This is a genomic window from Tannerella serpentiformis (assembly GCF_003033925.1).
Lineage (GTDB): Bacteria > Bacteroidota > Bacteroidia > Bacteroidales > Tannerellaceae > Tannerella > Tannerella serpentiformis.
Genome location: NZ_CP028365.1, coordinates 2,975,886 through 2,992,736 on the forward strand (window position 1 = coordinate 2,975,886; position 16,851 = coordinate 2,992,736).

The following is a 16,851-nucleotide window of genomic DNA, read 5'->3' on the forward strand; positions in this document are numbered from 1 at the left end:
GGTAGAGAGATCCTATAAAGATTTCCCTACCCGATTTGCCGTTTATGGGCGGACAATTAAAGATTTCCCTACCCGATTTGCCGTTTATGGGCGGACAATGATTGGCTGCCCTCTCGAAGCATTACGGGCGAATGCGCTCGAAGCGGTAGAGCGTCACGCTGCTGCGTACGTCGGAGAGCCTGCGCGTGGAGTGGGCGATGCGGCGGAAGGTGTACAGCCGGCCGAAGCGCTCAGTGAGCAGATCTTCGTCGCAGTCGGCCAAGAGGAGGGCACCCTCGGCGGGACGTTCGGCGTCGAAGTTGCGGAAGCGGTTGCCGAGGTAAAAATTGAGGCCGTAGAGGTTGGTGAAGCCCGCGCGGAGGTCGTTCATGACGTAGATCCGATCCCGCTCGGCCGGAAACTCGCTGCGGATGCGGTCGGCAAACTCGCGCGAGGAGGTGAGGTTGCGCAAGTTGTGCATGATGGCGCCGTCGACGAAGAGGTTCAGGGCGACGCTCAGGAAAAGCGAGGCGTAGAGGATCTTGATGTTGATCCGCCGCGACATTTGATAGCCGACCGTCAGCAGGGCCAGGACTAAGATGGCGAGGATGACGATCGTGCCGGCCGAGGGATGGGCAAAGCCTTGCGCAACGGCGCTGACCGTCTCGAGCGTGTCGGCGCGGTCAGTGAATTTGGCGACGATCTCCACCGGGCGCAGGGCACCGGCAGCGGTGAGCACGGCCACGCCGAATGCGGCACAGCCGACGACGGCCAGAACGGCGGCAAAGACGCGTGTGCAGCGGGAGCGGTGTTCGGCCACGTAGAGCATCGCCTGCGCCACAAAGAGGGAGATAAAGGGATAGGCGGGCATCAGGTAGACGTTCCGCTTGCTGCCCGGGATGGTGTAGAAGACGAGCGTGCAGACGGCGGCGACGAGGCTGAAAAGGCGTACGCGATCCATCGCCAGAAGGGCGCCGCCGATGTGGCGCACGCGGCCGCTGAGCGTGGGGCGCTCGCCGCGTTTGTCGTTCGGCTTGCGGTTGAAGCCGAAGAGGGAGAAGGCAAGGAGGAGCGTCCAGGGCAGGAAGCCGGCCACGAGCGTGACGAAGTTGTACCAAATGGGTTCCTTGTGCCCCAGGTCGTAGGAGATGGCGGCCTCGCTGAGGTGGAAGAAGCGGCCGAAGTTTTCAGCTAAAACGACGTTGAGGAACGCGTCGCCACCCTGGCGCCACGCAGCGATGTACCAGAGCAGGGGCAGAAAGGCGGCGCTGACTCCGATGTAAAGCAGGGCCTTGAAGATCTGCAAGGCGCTGTGGCGGCGGAGCAGGATGAGGTACGTGCCGAAAATGAAAAGCGGCAGGATGATGCCGACCGGCCCCTTGGTGAGCACGGCGCCGCTGAGTAAAAGCGGGATGATGACGGGTAGGCCTTTCAGGGCGAGCTTTTCTTCCCACCGGTACATCTGCAGGAGGGCGGCGACGATGAAGCCGGTGAGCACCATGTCGACCCGGGCAGTCATGCCGGCGCGGTGGATCTCGACGCACGTGAGCATGACACAGACGGCGATGAAGGCTTCCTGAAAGCGCACACGCCGCCCCAAGAAGATGAGCATCATGGCGCCGAGCACGGTGTAGGCCACTGCTGAGGGGAGGCGGGCGGTCAGCTCCGTGACGCGGCCGCCAGGCAGGGAGGCAAGGGCCATCATCCAGTGCGCCATCGGCGGCTTGTAGGCGAACTCGTCGGCGTAGACCTTCGGCAGGGTCCAGTTGCCGGTTTCGAGCATGGAGACGGCCACGGAGGCTTCGCGCGGCTCGCCTTTGGTGGAAAAGTCGCCGGTGGCGATCCAGGGCAGGATGGTGACGAGGCAAAGCACGATGATCGTCGTCACGGGCTTCTGCAAATAGAGGTATTGAAGGGCGGAGGCGCGCATAGGGTAGGGGATGATTAAGTTTTACCGCGGGGCTTTGCGGTAAAGGTGGATGGTGATAAAGAGGTAGATAATGTTCGGGATCCAGACTGCGATCATGGGGCTGACATAGCCGCTGATGGCGAAGGTGGAGGTGATTTTGGAGAAGAGGATGTAGGAGAAGCTGAGGGCGAAGCCGATGCCGATGTTGAGGCCCATTCCGCCCTTGATCTTCCGCGAGGAAAGCGAGGCGCCGATGACGGTGAGGATGAAGAAGGAGAGCGTGGTGGCAATGCGTTGGTGATACTCGATCTCGAAAAACTGGGTGTTGCTCAGCTTGCGCTCCTTCTGTCGGCGGATGTGGGCGGCAAGTTGCGGCATGGTCATCGTCTCGCAGTCGCCCTCGGAGATGAGGAAGTCGGAGGGCATGAAGGTGAGCGTCGTGTCCTTACGTTCGCCGGTGGTGATATGCTCGCGCATGCCGTCGAAGTCGCGGATGACGTAGTTGAGGATGGTCCACCGGTAGAGCGAGTCGTACTGGATGGATTCGGCGGTGAGGCGCGAAACGAGGTTCTTGTCCTTGAAGCGGTCGAGGGAGAAGCGATAGCCCATCGAGGCGATGGCGTCGTAGCGATCGAAGTAGGCGAAGACGTCCGGCTCGACCTCGAGCTGGATGTTGTGGGCCGACGAGACTTTCTTGTCGCGGATGTGCTTGTTCTGAAAGTTGATCCTGACGATGTTAGCCGGGGGGATGATGTAGGCGTTCAGCAGATAGTTCGCCGAGGCGATGATGGCCGCAGCGATGAGGTAGGGGCGCATCAGGCGACGGAAGCTGACGCCGCAAGCCAGCGTGGCGATGATCTCCGACTTGTCGGCCAACTTCGAGGTGAAGAAGATGACGGCAATGAAGGTGAAAAGCGGGCTGAAAATGCTGATGAAGTAGGGGATGAAGTTGAGGTAGTATTCGAAGACGATGCCGCGCAACGTAGCCGTGGCGCGGGCGCCGACGAAATGGTCAATCTTCTCGTTGAAGTCGAAGACGACGGTGATGGCGATCACCAGCAGGATGGTGAAGACATACGTGCCGAGGAATTTACCGATGATGTATCGGTCTATCCGCGTGAGTTTGAGAGAGGGGATACGTAGCATTTAGATCCGTTCCGAGAGTTGTTTCACCATGCCGGCCTTCCACGTCGTGAAGTTGCCCGCCAAGATGTGTCGTCGAGCCTCGCCGACGAGCCAGAGGTAGAACGCGAGGTTGTGCACCGAGGCGATCTGCAATGCCAGCAGCTCTTCGGCACGGAAAAGGTGGTGCAGGTAGGCGCGACTATGGAGCAAGTCCACGACGCAGTGGCCGTCCGGATCGATGGGAGAGAAATCGTCGGCCCATTTGCGATTGCGCATGTTCATCGTGCCGCGGGCGGTGAAGAGTTGGCCATTGCGTCCGTTGCGCGTCGGCATGATGCAGTCGAACATGTCGACGCCTCGCTCGATGGCCTCCAGGATATTCACCGGCGTACCGACGCCCATCAGGTAGCGCGGCTTGTCCGCAGGTAGGATGGCGTTGACCAGCTCGATCATCTCGTACATGACTTCCGTAGGCTCACCCACCGACAGCCCACCGATCGCGTTGCCGTCTGCGCCAGCCTCCGCCACGCGTTCGGCTGCCCTGGTGCGCAGGTCGGGATAGACGCAGCCCTGCACAATCGGGAAGAGGCTTTGGTGGTAGCCGTAGCGCGGCTCCGTTTCCTTGAAACGTTTGAGGCAGCGGCCGAGCCATTGCTCGGTAAGGTTCAGCGAGCGCTCGGCATAGGCATGGTCGGCGTCGCCGGGGCAGCATTCGTCAAAGGCCATGATGATGTCCGCGCCGATGGAGCGCTCAATGTCCATCACACGCTCGGGCGAGAAGAGATGCTTGCTGCCGTCGATATGCGAGCGGAACTCCGCGCCCTCGGCCGTCAGCTTGCGGCGATCGGCCAACGAAAAGACTTGGAAGCCGCCGCTATCCGTCAGTATCGGGCCGCCCCAACCGTTGAAGCGGTGCAGCCCACCGGCGCGCTCGAGCGTGTCGACACCCGGGCGGAGGTAGAGATGATACGTATTTCCTAAGATGATTTGCGCGCCGACCTCACTTTGGAGTTCGGCCATATGCACGGCCTTGACCGCGCCTTGGGTGCCGACGGGCATAAAGATGGGCGTTTCGATCACGCCATGGTCGGTCGTGATGCGTCCCGCGCGTGCCTTGGATCGGCTGTCCGTTTGGATCACTTCAAAATTCATGGCGGCAAAAGTAAGGTGTGGTGAGCAATCGGGTGGGGGAGGCGTTTGTGTAAACGTATAGGCAAGGACGATGGCGCACCCGATGGGCGCCGCGGTTCGGTGGGGGGAAATAAAAAAAGCAGCACACTTAATTTGTGTACTGCTTATGAAGGTTTTTGAAGTGGTGCCACCGGGAATCGAACCAGGGACACAAGGATTTTCAGTCCTTTGCTCTACCAACTGAGCTATGGCACCGTGCCTTGTTTTTTCTTAGCGGCCGCAAAGATGAACGAATCTTTGACTCTACGCCAAATCTGCAACACTAAAAAAATCACAAAAGAAACGGTGACTTGTTTCCCTGCAACCGAACCGTTTTATTCTGAACGCTTTGCGGAGAGGGGTCACCGGAGGATTTTTCCGCGAAAAACGTGACCGAGGACAGAATTTTGGCCGCAGCACCCTCATTTTTTGTCTCGGAGCGACTGCTCACGTCCTCGGATCGGCATCGAGCGACACGGCGGGTCATGGAATGTCGTCGAAGAGCTGTCGACCGAGTCTGCGGGGCATAGCGGGCTGTCGCAGTCTCGTCGTGTGACACGAGGGGACATGCCTACGCGTTGAGGCCTCATCAAGTCTCTTGAGGAGGCTTCAATCAATGTATAGAAAATAGATACGCCGGATTTATGGCTTAGACATGGTGTATGAACATAAAATCCGCTGGATAATAGAGATAGTCATGGTGTATGAGTATAAAAGACGATGGATTTTTGGCTCATACACCATGTATGGCTATTCTTTCTGGTGTATATCTGACTTAGACAGTGTGTATAAGATAAATTGATGGCGGCGTGTATACTTAGACACTATGTATATGCGGAAATGACGGACGGAAGAATGGGCTTACAGTATGCTTATCCGATAGATCAATTAGAATGATAGGCCATACATGGTGTAGATCAGATTAAATGGAGAGAATGAAGAGGCGCTCATGGTGTAGATGTAGGATATATGTAGGATGGTTTAGCCATACATGAGGGGATGCCCGCGGGGGATAAATTGGGGGGCTTCGACTCGGAGGGATGGCGCATCGAGTGGCATGACGGGGTTGCGACGCGAGGGGATGGCGTGTCGGGCGACTTGGCGGGGCGGCGACGGGTTGGGATGGCGAGTCGAGTGGCATGGCGAGGCTTCGACGCGGAGGGATGACGTGTCGGGCGAGATGGTGGGGCGGCGACGGGCTGGGATGGGTCGCGGGCTGGGCAAAGGGGGAGTTTGTACTTTTGGCACCCGTAAAAAATCAGCAATTTGAAGGATAATGACAATGAGGAAGCGTTGGATCGCAATGGTTTTGGCGGCGGCTATGTCGGCAGCTGCGCAGGCGCAGGACGTAGCGGAGCTGTTTGTGAAGATGCCCGATACGCAATTGGTTTTACTCAATGAGGCGAGTCGGAAGACGCTCGTGGACATGCATCGGGCTGGCGAAAAGGCGACCGTGAACAACGAGATGGGCGGTATGGCCGAGATCTGGAAGATGACGGACGACTACCTGTGGCTGGAGACGAGCATGGGAAATTTCATCCAAATACGGCGGCTGCCGTTGGTGAACCATACGTATGTGATCTGCCTGATCACGTCGGTGGGGATCGTGAGGCAGGGGCAGGACTCGAGGGTGGAATTTTTCACCACGGACTGGACGCCGCTGCCGACCGAGGGGATGTATCGCCCGGCCACGATGAGGGACTTCCTCCGGGCGGATGCGGACACGACGTCGGAGGATTTCAAGGAGATCTGCGCGGCGGCGGACATCGATTTGTTTCACTACAAGCTGTCGCCCGACGATCTGACGATGAGCGTGCGATACAACACGCCGAAATATTTCGACCAGGCGTTGCAGGAGAAGGCGAATCGGTTTTTCATCGACGGATGGAAGGTCTACACCTGGCGCAACGGGCGGTTTGAGGAGAGCGGGATAACCGCAAAATGAGAAGCGAAGAATGAGGCATGGAAGCCTCAAGACAAGAGAGACGTTCTTTTAATCATACTACATATCACATGAATCGAAAGTATTTACAAGTAGCAGCAATCATTCCACTGATGATGACAGGAAATGCACAAGCGCAGCCGGCAGCGACGCCGGCCGGAGATGCGGGTATCCGCATTGAGAATTTGGACAAGACGGCGGATCCTGCCGTCGATTTTTATCAGTACGCCTGCGGCGGCTGGATGAAGACGCACCCGCTGACGGGCGAGTATTCGCGCTTCGGATCGTTCGACATGCTGGCCGAGAATAACCGCGAACAGCTCAAGTCGCTGATCGAGGAGATAGCGGGGCGGAAGAATGAGCCGGGGACGGTGGCGCAGAAGATTGGCGACCTCTACAACCTGGCGATGGACAGCACGCGGCGCAATGCCGAGGGTGTGGCGCCGCTCAAGCCGTGGCTCGACCGCGTGGGCGCGATCAAGGACAAAAGGGAGCTCTCGACCTTCCTGCCGGAGTTGATGCTGATCGGCATAGACCCCTTCTTCAGCGTCTATGTAGAGGCGGACGTGATGGACAGCAAGCAGAACCTTTTCGGCACGTATCAGGGCGGCCTCTCGCTCGGCGAGCGGGATTATTACCTCGAGAACGACGAGAGCACGACAAAGGTCCGCGAGGCCTTCAAGGCGCATGTGGTGAAGATGTTCGAGATGTTCGGCTACTCGAAGGCCGACGCGCGGAAGCGCATGGAGGACGTGATGCGCATTGAGACGCGCTTGGCCCGGTCGCACTTCGACAAGGTCAAGCGCCGCGATCCGTACGCGAACTATCACAAGATGCCCGTCAGCGGCCTGCAAAAGCTGGTGCCGAACATCGACTGGACGAAATTCCTGGCCACGCTGAAGGTGGACATCAAGGAGCTGTCCGTCTCACAAGAGGAGCCGATGAAGGAGGTCTCGAAGGTGATCGCCGCCGAACCGCTCTCGGCCATCAAGTCGTATTTGGAGTGGAAGCTGATCGACAACGCAGCCTCGTCGCTGAGCGATGAGGTGTACGCGCTAAACTTCGATTTCTACGGCCGCGTGCTCTCCGGAAAGACCGAGATGCAGCCGCGATGGAAGCGCGCGCAGGGCAGCGTGAGCGGTGGCTTAGGCGAGGCCGTGGGCGAGCTCTATGTGGCGAAATATTTCCCACCCGAGGCCAAAGAGCGCATGGTGAACTTGGTGCATAACCTGCAAAAGGCTTACGCCGCACGCATCGAGAAATTAGACTGGATGAGCGCCGAGACGAAGCAACGGGCGCTGGAGAAGCTGAACGCCTTCTATGTCAAGATCGGATACCCGGACAAGTGGAAAGACTATTCGTCGCTGGAGATCAAACCCGAGGAGACGTATCTGGCCAACATGGATCGCGTGAGTCGCTTTGCGGTGCGCGAAATGCTGGACAAGGCCACCAAGCCGGTGGACCGCGACAAATGGTACATGACGCCGCAGACGGTCAACGCCTACTATAACCCGACGACGAACGAGATCTGCTTCCCGGCCGGCATCCTGCAATACCCCTTCTTCGACATGCAGGCCGACGACGCCTTCAATTACGGCGCTATCGGTGTTGTGATCGGTCACGAGATGACGCACGGATTCGACGATCAGGGTCGCCAGTTCGACAAGGACGGCAACCTGAAGAACTGGTGGACGGAAGCCGACGCGAAGAAGTTCAACGAGCGCGCCAAGGTGATGTCAGACTTCTACGACAGCATCTACGTAGCGCCCGGAGTACACGCCAACGGCAAGTTCACGCTCGGCGAAACGCTGGCCGACTTCGGCGGTTTGCAGATCGCTTACCAAGCCTTCAAGGAGGCTACGGCCGGCCAGCCGCAAGAGGATAAGCTCGGCTTCACGCCCGATCAGCGCTTCTTCTTGGCTTACTCCTTCGTCTGGGCGGGCAACATCCGCGATGAGGAGATCCTGCGTCGCACGAAGACCGATCCGCACGCGCTGGGCAAGTGGCGCGTTAACGGCGAACTGCCGCAGATCGACGCCTGGTATAAGGCTTTCGGCATCACCGAAAGCAGCCCGATGTTTATCCCGAAAGAGAAGCGGGTAACGATTTGGTAACACATTCTTGATATGAAAAAGCGAGCCATCATGCTGCTCGCCGTCATGGTCTGCCTCACGTGTGCCGCGCGCCTCGTGGGGCAGCCTTTTCATGCCGGTGAGATAGCTCAACTGAGGGCCTTCCTGCGGCAAAACGCCGCCGACGAGGGCCGGAAAAACTTTCAGCAGTTAGGCATAGCCGACACCAACGCCATCGATTGGGCTACGGTGACGGGCCTGACGTGGGGGCCGGGTGGACGACTGACGGCGATCATTTGGAATGACAAGTATCTGGCGGGCGATCTGGATCTCTCCGGCTTCGACTCGCTGCGCGTGCTGCGTTGCCAGGTGAACAACCTCACGTCGCTGCTCCTGACGCGCGATTCAGCACTGGTGCATGTGGACTGTTACGACAACCTGCTGACGCGCATGGACATCACCACGAACGTCAATCTCCAGCACTTCTGCTGTCGCTACAACCGCATCGCCACGCTCGACGTGACGCGCAACCCGCGCCTCACGTTCCTCTGCCTGAGCGGCAACCCATTCACGCGTTTCGATCTCTCAAACAACCCCCTTCTGACGGAGTTTTACGCCGCCAAATGCAGTCTGGAGGAGATTGATTTCTCGCGCAATCCGCTCCTCAAACTCGTCTCTGTGCGCAGCAACAAACTGAAGCGCCTCGACGTATCGAACCTGGCCAACCTGCAGCAGCTCTTTTGCTACGACAACCAGCTGACGGAGCTGAACGTCAAGGGGTGCAAGTCGCTCCTGCGCCTGGCTGCCTACGACAACCGACTGACGAGGCTCGACCTCTCCGATTGTCGCGCGCTGCAAAACCTGCCGCTCTACAACAACGCCATCGCCGAGCTTGACGTCTCGGCCTGCCCCTACATCGACTTCATTTCCACCATGAACAACGGCATGCACACGCTCAAGCTACCCCTGCTGCCGCTCAAGACGTTGGAGATCATGTGCGAGTCGAACCGTTTCACCTTCTCCGCGCTGCCCAAGCCGATGTATCTCCGCTCTTACACGCCGCAGGCGCGGAGGACGATTACGGCGCCGGCTGACAGGGTCGATCTTTCGAGCGAATACACCGTGCAGGGCGCCACGTCGGTCTACACCTGGCGCGACGGCACGACGGAGGTCACCCCGACCCAGTCGCACGAGGGACGCTTCTCCTTCCCCGCCGCACTGTCTGGCCATACGCTCACTTGCGAGGTGACAAACGCGGCCTACCCGAAGCTCACCCTCACGTACGACGTGACGCTTACCGCGCCCACGGCCAACGTGCTCCTCGTCGCCAACGATGCCCGTCCGACGGTGCACTCCGAGCGCGGACTGCTCATCGTCACCTCCGAACGCCCTTTGACGGCGCGTGTGTACACCTTGACGGGCGTGCAAGTCGGCACGCTCCGTGTACAGCGCGGCGAAGCCAGTCTGGCGCTCCCGCCCGGCCTCTATATCGTCTCCCTGAGCGATGGCACGGCGCGCAAGGTGGTGGTGGAGTGACTCCGACCCTTATAGTATAGACAAGAGAAAGCCCCGACATACGTCCTTGTATGCCGGGGCTTTTCATAGGTTCGAGTTGCCCTCGCGAAGGTTAGGCCGCTTTATCTGGATCGATGACGCGCCATATAAAGGCCGCCAACGCTGCACCGACGAACGGGCCGACGATGAAGATCCACAGGTTAGCCAGTGCCGATCCGCCTTGGAAGAGCGCCGGGCCGATGGAACGTGCCGGGTTGACGGACGTACCCGTATAACGGATGCAGACGAGGTGGACAAGCACGAGCGACAGGCCGATGGCCAGGCCAGCAAAGCCCGACGTGGCGCCGTTCGTCCGAGCCGTTGCGCCCAGCACAACCAGCACAAAGACACAGGTAAAGAAGATCTCGGCCAGCAGTCCGCTCGTGACCGAAATACCGCCTTGGAGATCGTTAGCGCCCGTGCCGCCTGCAAGCGACTCGGTGCCCGACGTCAGCAGCCACAGCACACACGCGCCGATGATGGCACCAATGACCTGAAACAGCATGTACATGCCCGCGTCCTTGGCGCTTATCCGTCGGCTGAGGAGCATGCCCAGCGTAATGGCCGGGTTGATGTGGCACCCCGAGATGCCGCCAATGGTGTAGGCCATCGCTACCACGGAGAGGCCGAACGCCAGTGCCGTACCGAGGACTGTGCCTGCGTTGGCCGTGTCGGCACAGTCGGACGAACAATTCAGGCTGACAGCCACGCCGCAGCCCATCAAGACCAGCACCATCGTGCCGATCATCTCAGCTAAATACTTCTTCATAATAGGAAAACAGTTAATGGTTTTGAATCGCGGCAAAGGTAAGGGGCCTTATCCTGTCTTCCCGGATTTAACACCCTACTTTTGCCCGCACAAAAACCAGAACCCAAATTATATGCTTACGTTTTTTCTATTCTTCGTCTTCGTCGTTGTCTTCCTCGTTGTGATGCTCGGCACGTCTGTGTTACGGATCATCCGGGCGCTCTTCTTCGGCGGCCGTGGTCCCTATAGCGCGGGCAATCCGTATGCCTCGGGCGGCACATCCGCTGGTGGCGCCTCAGACACCTCGTCGCGGTCGTATTCGTCTCGCACCTTTATTGAGGAAGACGAAACGGTGCCCCACCGGAAGAAAGTCTTCGCCGACGATGAAGGCGAATACGTCGATTATGAGGAGATACGCTGATGCAGCACTCTGTAGTCTCGTACGAAGAACGTACGGACCTTCCGCATACATCAAAATGAAGAAAACAGTGCTTGCGGAACTTCCGCAAACGTCAAAACGTCCTCTTTTCGATTTGCGGGACTTCCGCAAGCGCCAAAACGTTCTCTTTTCGATTTGCGGAACTTCCGCAAACGCCAAAACGTCCTCTTTTTGATTTGCGGAACTTCCGCAAACGCCAAAACGTCCTCTTTTTGATTTGCGGAACTTCCGCAAGCGCCAAAACGTCCTTTTCTTGATTTGCGGAACTTCCGCAAGCGCCAAAACGCCCTCTTTTTGATTTGCGGAACCTCCGCAAGCACCAAAACGTCCTCTTTTTGATTTGCGGAACTTCCGCAAACGCCAAAACGTCCTCTTCTTGATTTGCGGAACTTCCGCAAACGTTTTTCAGTCTGCCGCAAGCCGTTTGACCAATCATCATACTGAGTAACGGTCGTGCTTACAAGGCTGCCGTCCGCTAAGACATCTTTCTGCTACTTGTTTTACGATTAAAGCCCGGGGTTACATCGCCTCGGGCTTTTTTGTGGAGCGCCATTTTGTCGCTCTCACCGACTTCAGAACCCGAACACGTTGCGGGCGATCCAAAAGGCAATGGTGATGACGAAGTAGGTGCGGATGGCCAGAGGGCTCTCGAGGGTGGATCGGAGGCTGCTCGCGGGGTGGAGATAGACATAGAGGCGGGCGCCGATCAGTAGGGCGAGGTAGGGCAGGGAGAGGACGAGCAGGGCATTGTGCGCGAAGGCCGACGCGAGGTCAGCGTGCAGCAGGGCGTGGACTGCGCGCTGCGAACCGCAGCCGGGGCATTTGAGTCCAGTCAGCAGGAGGAACGCGCATTTGGGGAAGAAGACCGAGGTGGTCGGGCTGACGCGGTAGTAGATGATGGTCAGCGCGATCAGCAGTAGCGGCAGGCTAAGGATCAGCAGTCGTCGACGAGTAGGGTGTGGCATTGGGGGAGGGGCAAAAAGCGAGCGGCACGCCCGTCTATCGATTGAGTGAAGAAGACAGGCGCACCGCGTAAGTGAAACCGATGGCGAGTATGACGGATTAGGCATCCATGAACCCTGCAGCGGCGACTACAACAACAAAGAGGAGGTAGAGTAACACAAAGACGCCTCCGGAGACGGCTCCCCAGATGGCCCACTTCTTAGCGTCTTTCGAGGCCTTTTCGGCGCCCACATAGTCACCTACGGCATAGGCCGAGCTGACCTTTGTTGCATTGATGATGGACACAATGCCGAGAGGAAGGCAGCAGCAGATGGTGACGATGATGGCCCAAACGAGGTAGTTCTCCGGCATCGGCGGGCGCTGCATGTTCGGGTTGTAGGTCGTAGAGGAGGAGGCACTGTTACCGGCAGCCTCGAAAGCCGTCTGTGGCGACGGGGTGCTGGCCGAGGTGTTGTAGTTTGGCTCGCGACGGTTGTAGTTCGACTCGTCGACGGTGGTACCGCGGTCCTCGGCGAAGAAGGACTGCAACTCGGGGAACGTGCGTGCAGGCGCAAAGTCCAGCGCCTCGGAATGATACACTTGCGTGTCGGGATCGATAGGTTCTTTCTTCAAAGCATCGAGGGTGAAAGGGCCCTGCTTCATGCCGTTCTTGAGGTAATAATATTCCTTTTCCATTATGAGTTTAGGGGGTTGATGAATAATCAGGAGAAAAACTAAGCGCGCTCGCTGCGCATGTCAGGGAAACGAAAAAGGCCAGGTAGATGTTCACGGCTACTCACGGCTATCCGGCATTTTTCGCTTTTCTCCCGGCTGTAAGTTCGAGCACGCAGACAAGGGCGAATCCGGCTACGGCCAGGGCGATGCCTTCCCAGACGAGGTGGTCGGGCAGGATGTTGGCCTCGATCAGCGGACGCACTTCGCCGTGACTGTCTACATAGGTCTCGATCGTCTCTTTCCACGGCCATACCTTATTGAGCGACCCGAGCATAAAGCCGCTCAGGACGGCAATGGTGACGTTGTGAAACCGATGCAGGGCGTATGATAGGGCGTGCGAAAAGAGTGAGATGCCAATGGCTGCACCGGCGATGAAGACAAGCATGACGGGCAGGTTGAGCGTCTTGACGGCCTCCATGATGTAGAAGTATTTGCCCAGCAGTACGAGGATGAAGCTGCCCGAGATGCCGGGCAGGATCATGGCGCAGATGGCAATGGCGCCGCAGAGGAAGATGAACCACAGCGCGGAGGGCGTTTCGGCCGGTGTCATGACGGTGATGAACCACGCGGCCACAGCTCCCACCACGAATCCCGCAATGCTCTTGACGTCCCATCGGGTGACTTCGCGCGAGACAAACCACGTGGATGCCAGTACAAGCCCGAAGAAGAAGGCCCATACGAGCACAGGTTGGTGGACGAGCAGATAAGTCACCAGTCGGGCTAACGAGAAGATGCTGATGCCGATACCGGCCACGATGGCCAGCAGGAAGTTGCCGTTGATGGCCTGCCAGAAGGCGCCGAGGCGGAAGGTGAAGAGTAGCCGTAGCGAGGCGGGCGATCCGATGCGCTTGATGGAGTCGATCAGTTCGCCGTAGATGCCGACGATGAAGGCGATCGTGCCGCCGGATACGCCCGGGATGACGTCCGCTGCGCCCATGCCAATACCCTTGAGGGTCAGCAGGGCGTAGTCTTTAATTGTACGTCCCATGTGTGGTCAGTTCTGATAGAATTTATGATTCAAAATGTCGTCGAAGAGGTGGTTGCCCTCGGGGCTGTTGCCCGGATCAGAGCGCTCCAGATCGCCGAAGCGGAGGAAGCGCAGATCCTCCAGCAGCTCTGCGTCCCACTCTCGCCCGCCCTTACGAATAGCACGGGCCTCGAGGATGAGTTTACCGACGATGTACTCGATCCGCTTTTTGAGATCCAAGTCGAACGCCTCCGTGGCCTCTGCGGCGCTCGATGTACCAACGAGCGTCTTGGCCAGGTCTTGCAGCGAACCGAAAAGGCGATAAAACTCCTGACTGGCCTTCTCCAGGTCGTCGTAGCTGAGATCGTATTTCTCGGTGAAGCTGCGCAGTTGCTCGTTGACGAACCGCTCGTCGGCGATGAGTTCGAAGTAGGCCTCGACGGCCTTCTCGTAGTTGTGAGTGAAGTAGAGCAGGAAGGTGCGGAGCAGCTTGGCCTCGATGTCGTCCTCGTCGCAAGTCTGAGCGAACTCCAGCGAGCGGATGGCACGGTCGTATTCGCCGAGCTTAATCATAATGCGGCCGTGCATGAACCAGTAATCGCCGGAGTAGGGGTCGAGGTCGATCAGCTCCTCGCACTGTTCGGCGGCTTCTTGCCAACGCTTCTGGCGCTCGGTGTGATAGCAACGCTCCTCCTTGAGGGTGAGGTTTTCCGGGAAAAGCTCCAGACCGAGGTTCACGACCAGCAGGGCCTCTTCGTCGCGATCCATCTCGACAAGCAAGCCGGACAGGGCCTCGTAGATTGCCTCCGTGTTCTCGTCCGTGGGCAGGGCGCGGAGTATGGCAGTGGCCTCGTCGGCGCGGTTGGTGCCATAGAGACATTCCAACTCCATGGCGTTGAGGAGCGTCGTCTCTGCGTCGGCCTGCTTACGCAGGGAGCGGATCATTTGCAGGGCCTTGTCATAGTCACGGTCGTACATGTAGAGCCGGCATTCCATAGTCCGGATCTCCACATCCTCGGGGTGGAGCCTAAGCCCCAATTCCAGGGCTTGGGTGTAGCCTTCGCGGTCGTCCTTCTCATCGAAATACTCGAGCAGTTCGATGATCTCGTCGGTATCGAAGTAGACCTCCGAACCTTGCTCGCGCATCTCGTTAAATCGTTCCAGGGCGGTCATCGGTTCTTCTTCTTGCTCCAGGTATCGCGCAGGGAGACGGTGCGGTTGAAGATGAGACGTCCGTCGTGGCTGTCGGGATCGAGGTTGAAGTAACCCACGCGCTGGAATTGGAAATGATCGTAGGGACGGGCCGTGGCCAGATCCTCCTCTACGTAGCAGTCGGTGAGCACCTCGAGGGAGTTCGGATTGAGCAGCTCGAGGAAGTCACGATCCTTCTCCTCCATCGGGTTCTCGACGGTGAAGAGTCGGTCGTAGAGGCGCACCTCGGCCTTGAGTGCATGCGAGGTCGACACCCAATGGATGGTGCCCTTGACGCGACGGTTACTTTCGGGCATACCGGTCTTTGTCTGCGGATCATATTCGGCATAAACCTCCGTCACCTCGCCCGCTTCGTTCTTCTTGCAACCGGTGCAGCGGACGATGTAGGCGCAGCGCAGACGTACCTCTTGGCCGGGCGTGAGGCGATAGTAATTCTTCGGGGCCTCCTCCATGAAGTCCTCGCGCTCGATATAGAGTTCGCGGGTGAAGGCGATCGGGTGTGTACCCTCGGCGGGGTTCTCCGGGTTGTTGACGGACTCCATCATCTCGACTTGCCCCTCGGGGTAGTTGGTGATGATGAGCTTCACGGGGTGGAGCACAGCGGCTACGCGGCGGGCGGTGGCGTTCAGATCCTCGCGCACGGCATGCTCAAGCAGGGCTACGTCGATGACGCCGTCGTACTTCGTGTAGCCGATCATGTCCACGAAATTGCGGATCGAGGCGGGGGTGAAGCCGCGGCGGCGATAGCCACAGATGGTCGGCATGCGGGGGTCGTCCCAACCGTTGACGCGGTGCTCCTTGACGAGCTGCAACAGTTTGCGCTTGCTCATGACGGTGTAGGTCAGGTTGAGGCGGTTGAACTCCGTCTGACGGGTGCGGTAATTGTCCTCGGTCTTGAAGGGACTTTCGATGAGGCGGTCGATGAAGTAGTCGTAGAGCGGGCGGTGCACCTCGAACTCGAGCGTGCAGAGCGAGTGGGTGACACCCTCGAAATAGTCGCTCTGGCCGTGGGCGAAGTCGTACATCGGGTAGACGTTCCAGGTGCGGCCTGTGCGGTGGTGCGGCGTTTTGATGATGCGATAGATGATCGGGTCGCGGAAGTGCATGTTGGGCGATGCCATATCGATTTTGGCGCGGAGGGTCATGGCTCCTTCGTCAAACTCGCCGCTGTTCATGCGCAGGAAAAGGTCTCGACTCTCCGCCGTGGGACGGTTGCGGAAGGGGCTTTCGCGGCCGGGCTGCGTGGGCGATCCCTTCTGCTCGGCGATGACCTCGGCCGTCTGTTCATCCACATAAGCATGACCGTGATCGATGAGCCAGAGGGCAAACTCAAAGAGCTGACCGAAATAGTCGGAGGCGTAATAGATGTTTTCCCAGCGGAAGCCGAGCCACTGGATGTCCTCCTGGATGGAGTCGACATACTCGACGTCTTCTTTGATGGGGTTGGTGTCGTCGAAGCGCAGGTTGCACGTGCCGCCATACTTGCGGGCGATGCCGAAGTCGAGGCAGATGGCCTTGGCGTGACCGATGTGTAAATAACCGTTCGGCTCGGGTGGGAAGCGCGTCTGTACGCGTCCGCCGTTGCGACCTTCAGCGAGGTCTTTTTCTACCATTTGTTCGATGAAGTTGAGGCTCTTTTTGCCTTCCTCTTGGGGGGTAATCTGTTCAGCCATTGTGATGATGTGCTATGCGTTACGAATCCTGTTTAATTGAGGGCGCAAATGTAGCATGCGAATCGAGTCTCACTGGGGGCGAATTTGCACCCCCGTAATACGTTCCGAGGTGGTCGGAATACGTTAGGGAGGCGGTCGTAATACGTTCGGAACCTATTGTGATACGTTGATGAGGTGGTTCTAATAGGTTCGGAACGTATTCTAATAGGTTCCGAGGTGGTCGGAATACGTTCCGAACCTATTGGAATACGTTGGTGAGGTGGTTCTAATAGGTTCGGGAGAAAATTATCAGCAAATATCCTCCTGAAAAAGAAGAAGTTACTCAATCGTAAGCATTGGATAGGTAACGAAGTGGAAACGAGCGAAGCGCTTGAGGTTGCTGGA

Annotated in this window: 15 protein-coding genes and 1 tRNA gene; 4 read left to right on the plus strand and 12 right to left on the minus strand. The window is 58.2% G+C overall.

From position 1 onward, the window contains the following. Positions 1-121: 121 nt before the first annotated feature. The 5 genes from C7123_RS12560 to C7123_RS13060 form a co-directional block, all read right to left on the minus strand. Entirely contained in the window at positions 122-1,909 is a 1,788-nt protein-coding gene (locus tag C7123_RS12560; RefSeq protein WP_069175289.1) for an ArnT family glycosyltransferase, read from the minus strand. A gap of 21 nt (positions 1,910-1,930) precedes the next feature. Further along, positions 1,931-3,034, minus strand: coding sequence for an LptF/LptG family permease (locus tag C7123_RS13230; protein ID WP_037983647.1), 1,104 nt, complete (start codon positions 3,032-3,034; stop codon positions 1,931-1,933). Further along, positions 3,035-4,165 carry a tRNA guanosine(34) transglycosylase Tgt gene (tgt, locus tag C7123_RS13235; protein ID WP_069175290.1) on the minus strand — a complete coding sequence of 377 codons (1,131 nt, stop codon included), beginning with the start codon at positions 4,163-4,165 and terminating at the stop codon, positions 3,035-3,037. Positions 4,166-4,326: 161 nt separating this feature from the next. Beyond that, positions 4,327-4,399 (minus strand) — tRNA-Phe (locus C7123_RS12570). A 765-nt stretch (positions 4,400-5,164) separates the two neighbouring features. Next, a complete protein-coding gene (locus C7123_RS13060; protein WP_159049942.1) occupies positions 5,165-5,407 on the minus strand; it encodes a hypothetical protein in 243 nt (80 codons plus the stop codon). Positions 5,408-5,465: 58 nt separating this feature from the next. On the opposite strand from C7123_RS13060, the gene C7123_RS12575 reads away from it, so the two are divergent. The 3 genes from C7123_RS12575 to C7123_RS12585 all read left to right on the plus strand — a co-directional run bounded on the left by C7123_RS12575 (position 5,466) and on the right by C7123_RS12585 (position 9,733). Then, complete coding sequence (locus C7123_RS12575; protein ID WP_159049943.1) at positions 5,466-6,128, plus strand: DUF3256 family protein; 663 nt, start codon at positions 5,466-5,468, stop codon at positions 6,126-6,128. Between the two features lie 68 nt (positions 6,129-6,196). Beyond that, positions 6,197-8,239, plus strand: a complete 2,043-nt coding sequence (locus C7123_RS12580; RefSeq protein WP_069175291.1) for a M13 family metallopeptidase — start codon at positions 6,197-6,199, stop codon at positions 8,237-8,239. 12 nt (positions 8,240-8,251) lie between these two features. Further along, positions 8,252-9,733: a leucine-rich repeat domain-containing protein gene (locus C7123_RS12585; RefSeq protein ID WP_069175292.1), complete on the plus strand. Its 1,482-nt coding sequence runs from the start codon at positions 8,252-8,254 to the stop codon at positions 9,731-9,733. A 91-nt stretch (positions 9,734-9,824) separates the two neighbouring features. Here C7123_RS12585 and C7123_RS12590 read toward each other — a convergent pair whose 3' ends face one another. Further along, positions 9,825-10,520, minus strand: a complete 696-nt coding sequence (locus tag C7123_RS12590; RefSeq protein WP_037983640.1) for an MIP/aquaporin family protein — start codon at positions 10,518-10,520, stop codon at positions 9,825-9,827. Positions 10,521-10,632: 112 nt separating this feature from the next. Between C7123_RS12590 and C7123_RS12595 the strand changes: the two genes are divergently transcribed. Next, the gene (locus C7123_RS12595) at positions 10,633-10,920 is read left to right on the plus strand and encodes a DUF4834 family protein (protein ID WP_069175293.1); all 288 of its coding nucleotides are present in this window, start codon (positions 10,633-10,635) and stop codon (positions 10,918-10,920) included. Between the two features lie 91 nt (positions 10,921-11,011). Here the strand turns inward: C7123_RS12595 and C7123_RS13065 are convergent, their stop codons facing one another. The 6 genes from C7123_RS13065 to C7123_RS12620 form a co-directional block, all read right to left on the minus strand. Then, positions 11,012-11,377 (minus strand): hypothetical protein, encoded by a 366-nt coding sequence (locus C7123_RS13065; protein WP_159049944.1) that lies wholly within the window; start codon positions 11,375-11,377, stop codon positions 11,012-11,014. Between the two features lie 133 nt (positions 11,378-11,510). After that, positions 11,511-11,903, minus strand: a complete 393-nt coding sequence (locus C7123_RS12600) for a DUF2752 domain-containing protein (RefSeq protein ID WP_069175294.1) — start codon at positions 11,901-11,903, stop codon at positions 11,511-11,513. Positions 11,904-12,000: 97 nt separating this feature from the next. Further along, the gene (locus C7123_RS13070) at positions 12,001-12,576 is read right to left on the minus strand and encodes a CD225/dispanin family protein (RefSeq protein ID WP_159049945.1); all 576 of its coding nucleotides are present in this window, start codon (positions 12,574-12,576) and stop codon (positions 12,001-12,003) included. Between the two features lie 106 nt (positions 12,577-12,682). Then, a complete protein-coding gene (locus C7123_RS12610; RefSeq protein ID WP_038012185.1) occupies positions 12,683-13,603 on the minus strand; it encodes a DUF368 domain-containing protein in 921 nt (306 codons plus the stop codon). A 6-nt stretch (positions 13,604-13,609) separates the two neighbouring features. After that, positions 13,610-14,755 carry a tetratricopeptide repeat protein gene (locus tag C7123_RS12615; protein ID WP_069175295.1) on the minus strand — a complete coding sequence of 382 codons (1,146 nt, stop codon included), beginning with the start codon at positions 14,753-14,755 and terminating at the stop codon, positions 13,610-13,612. Next, positions 14,752-16,467, minus strand: coding sequence for a glutamine--tRNA ligase/YqeY domain fusion protein (locus tag C7123_RS12620; RefSeq protein WP_069175296.1), 1,716 nt, complete (start codon positions 16,465-16,467; stop codon positions 14,752-14,754). The genes C7123_RS12615 and C7123_RS12620 overlap by 4 nt, the downstream gene beginning before the upstream one ends. Between the last annotated feature and the right edge of the window lie 384 nt (positions 16,468-16,851).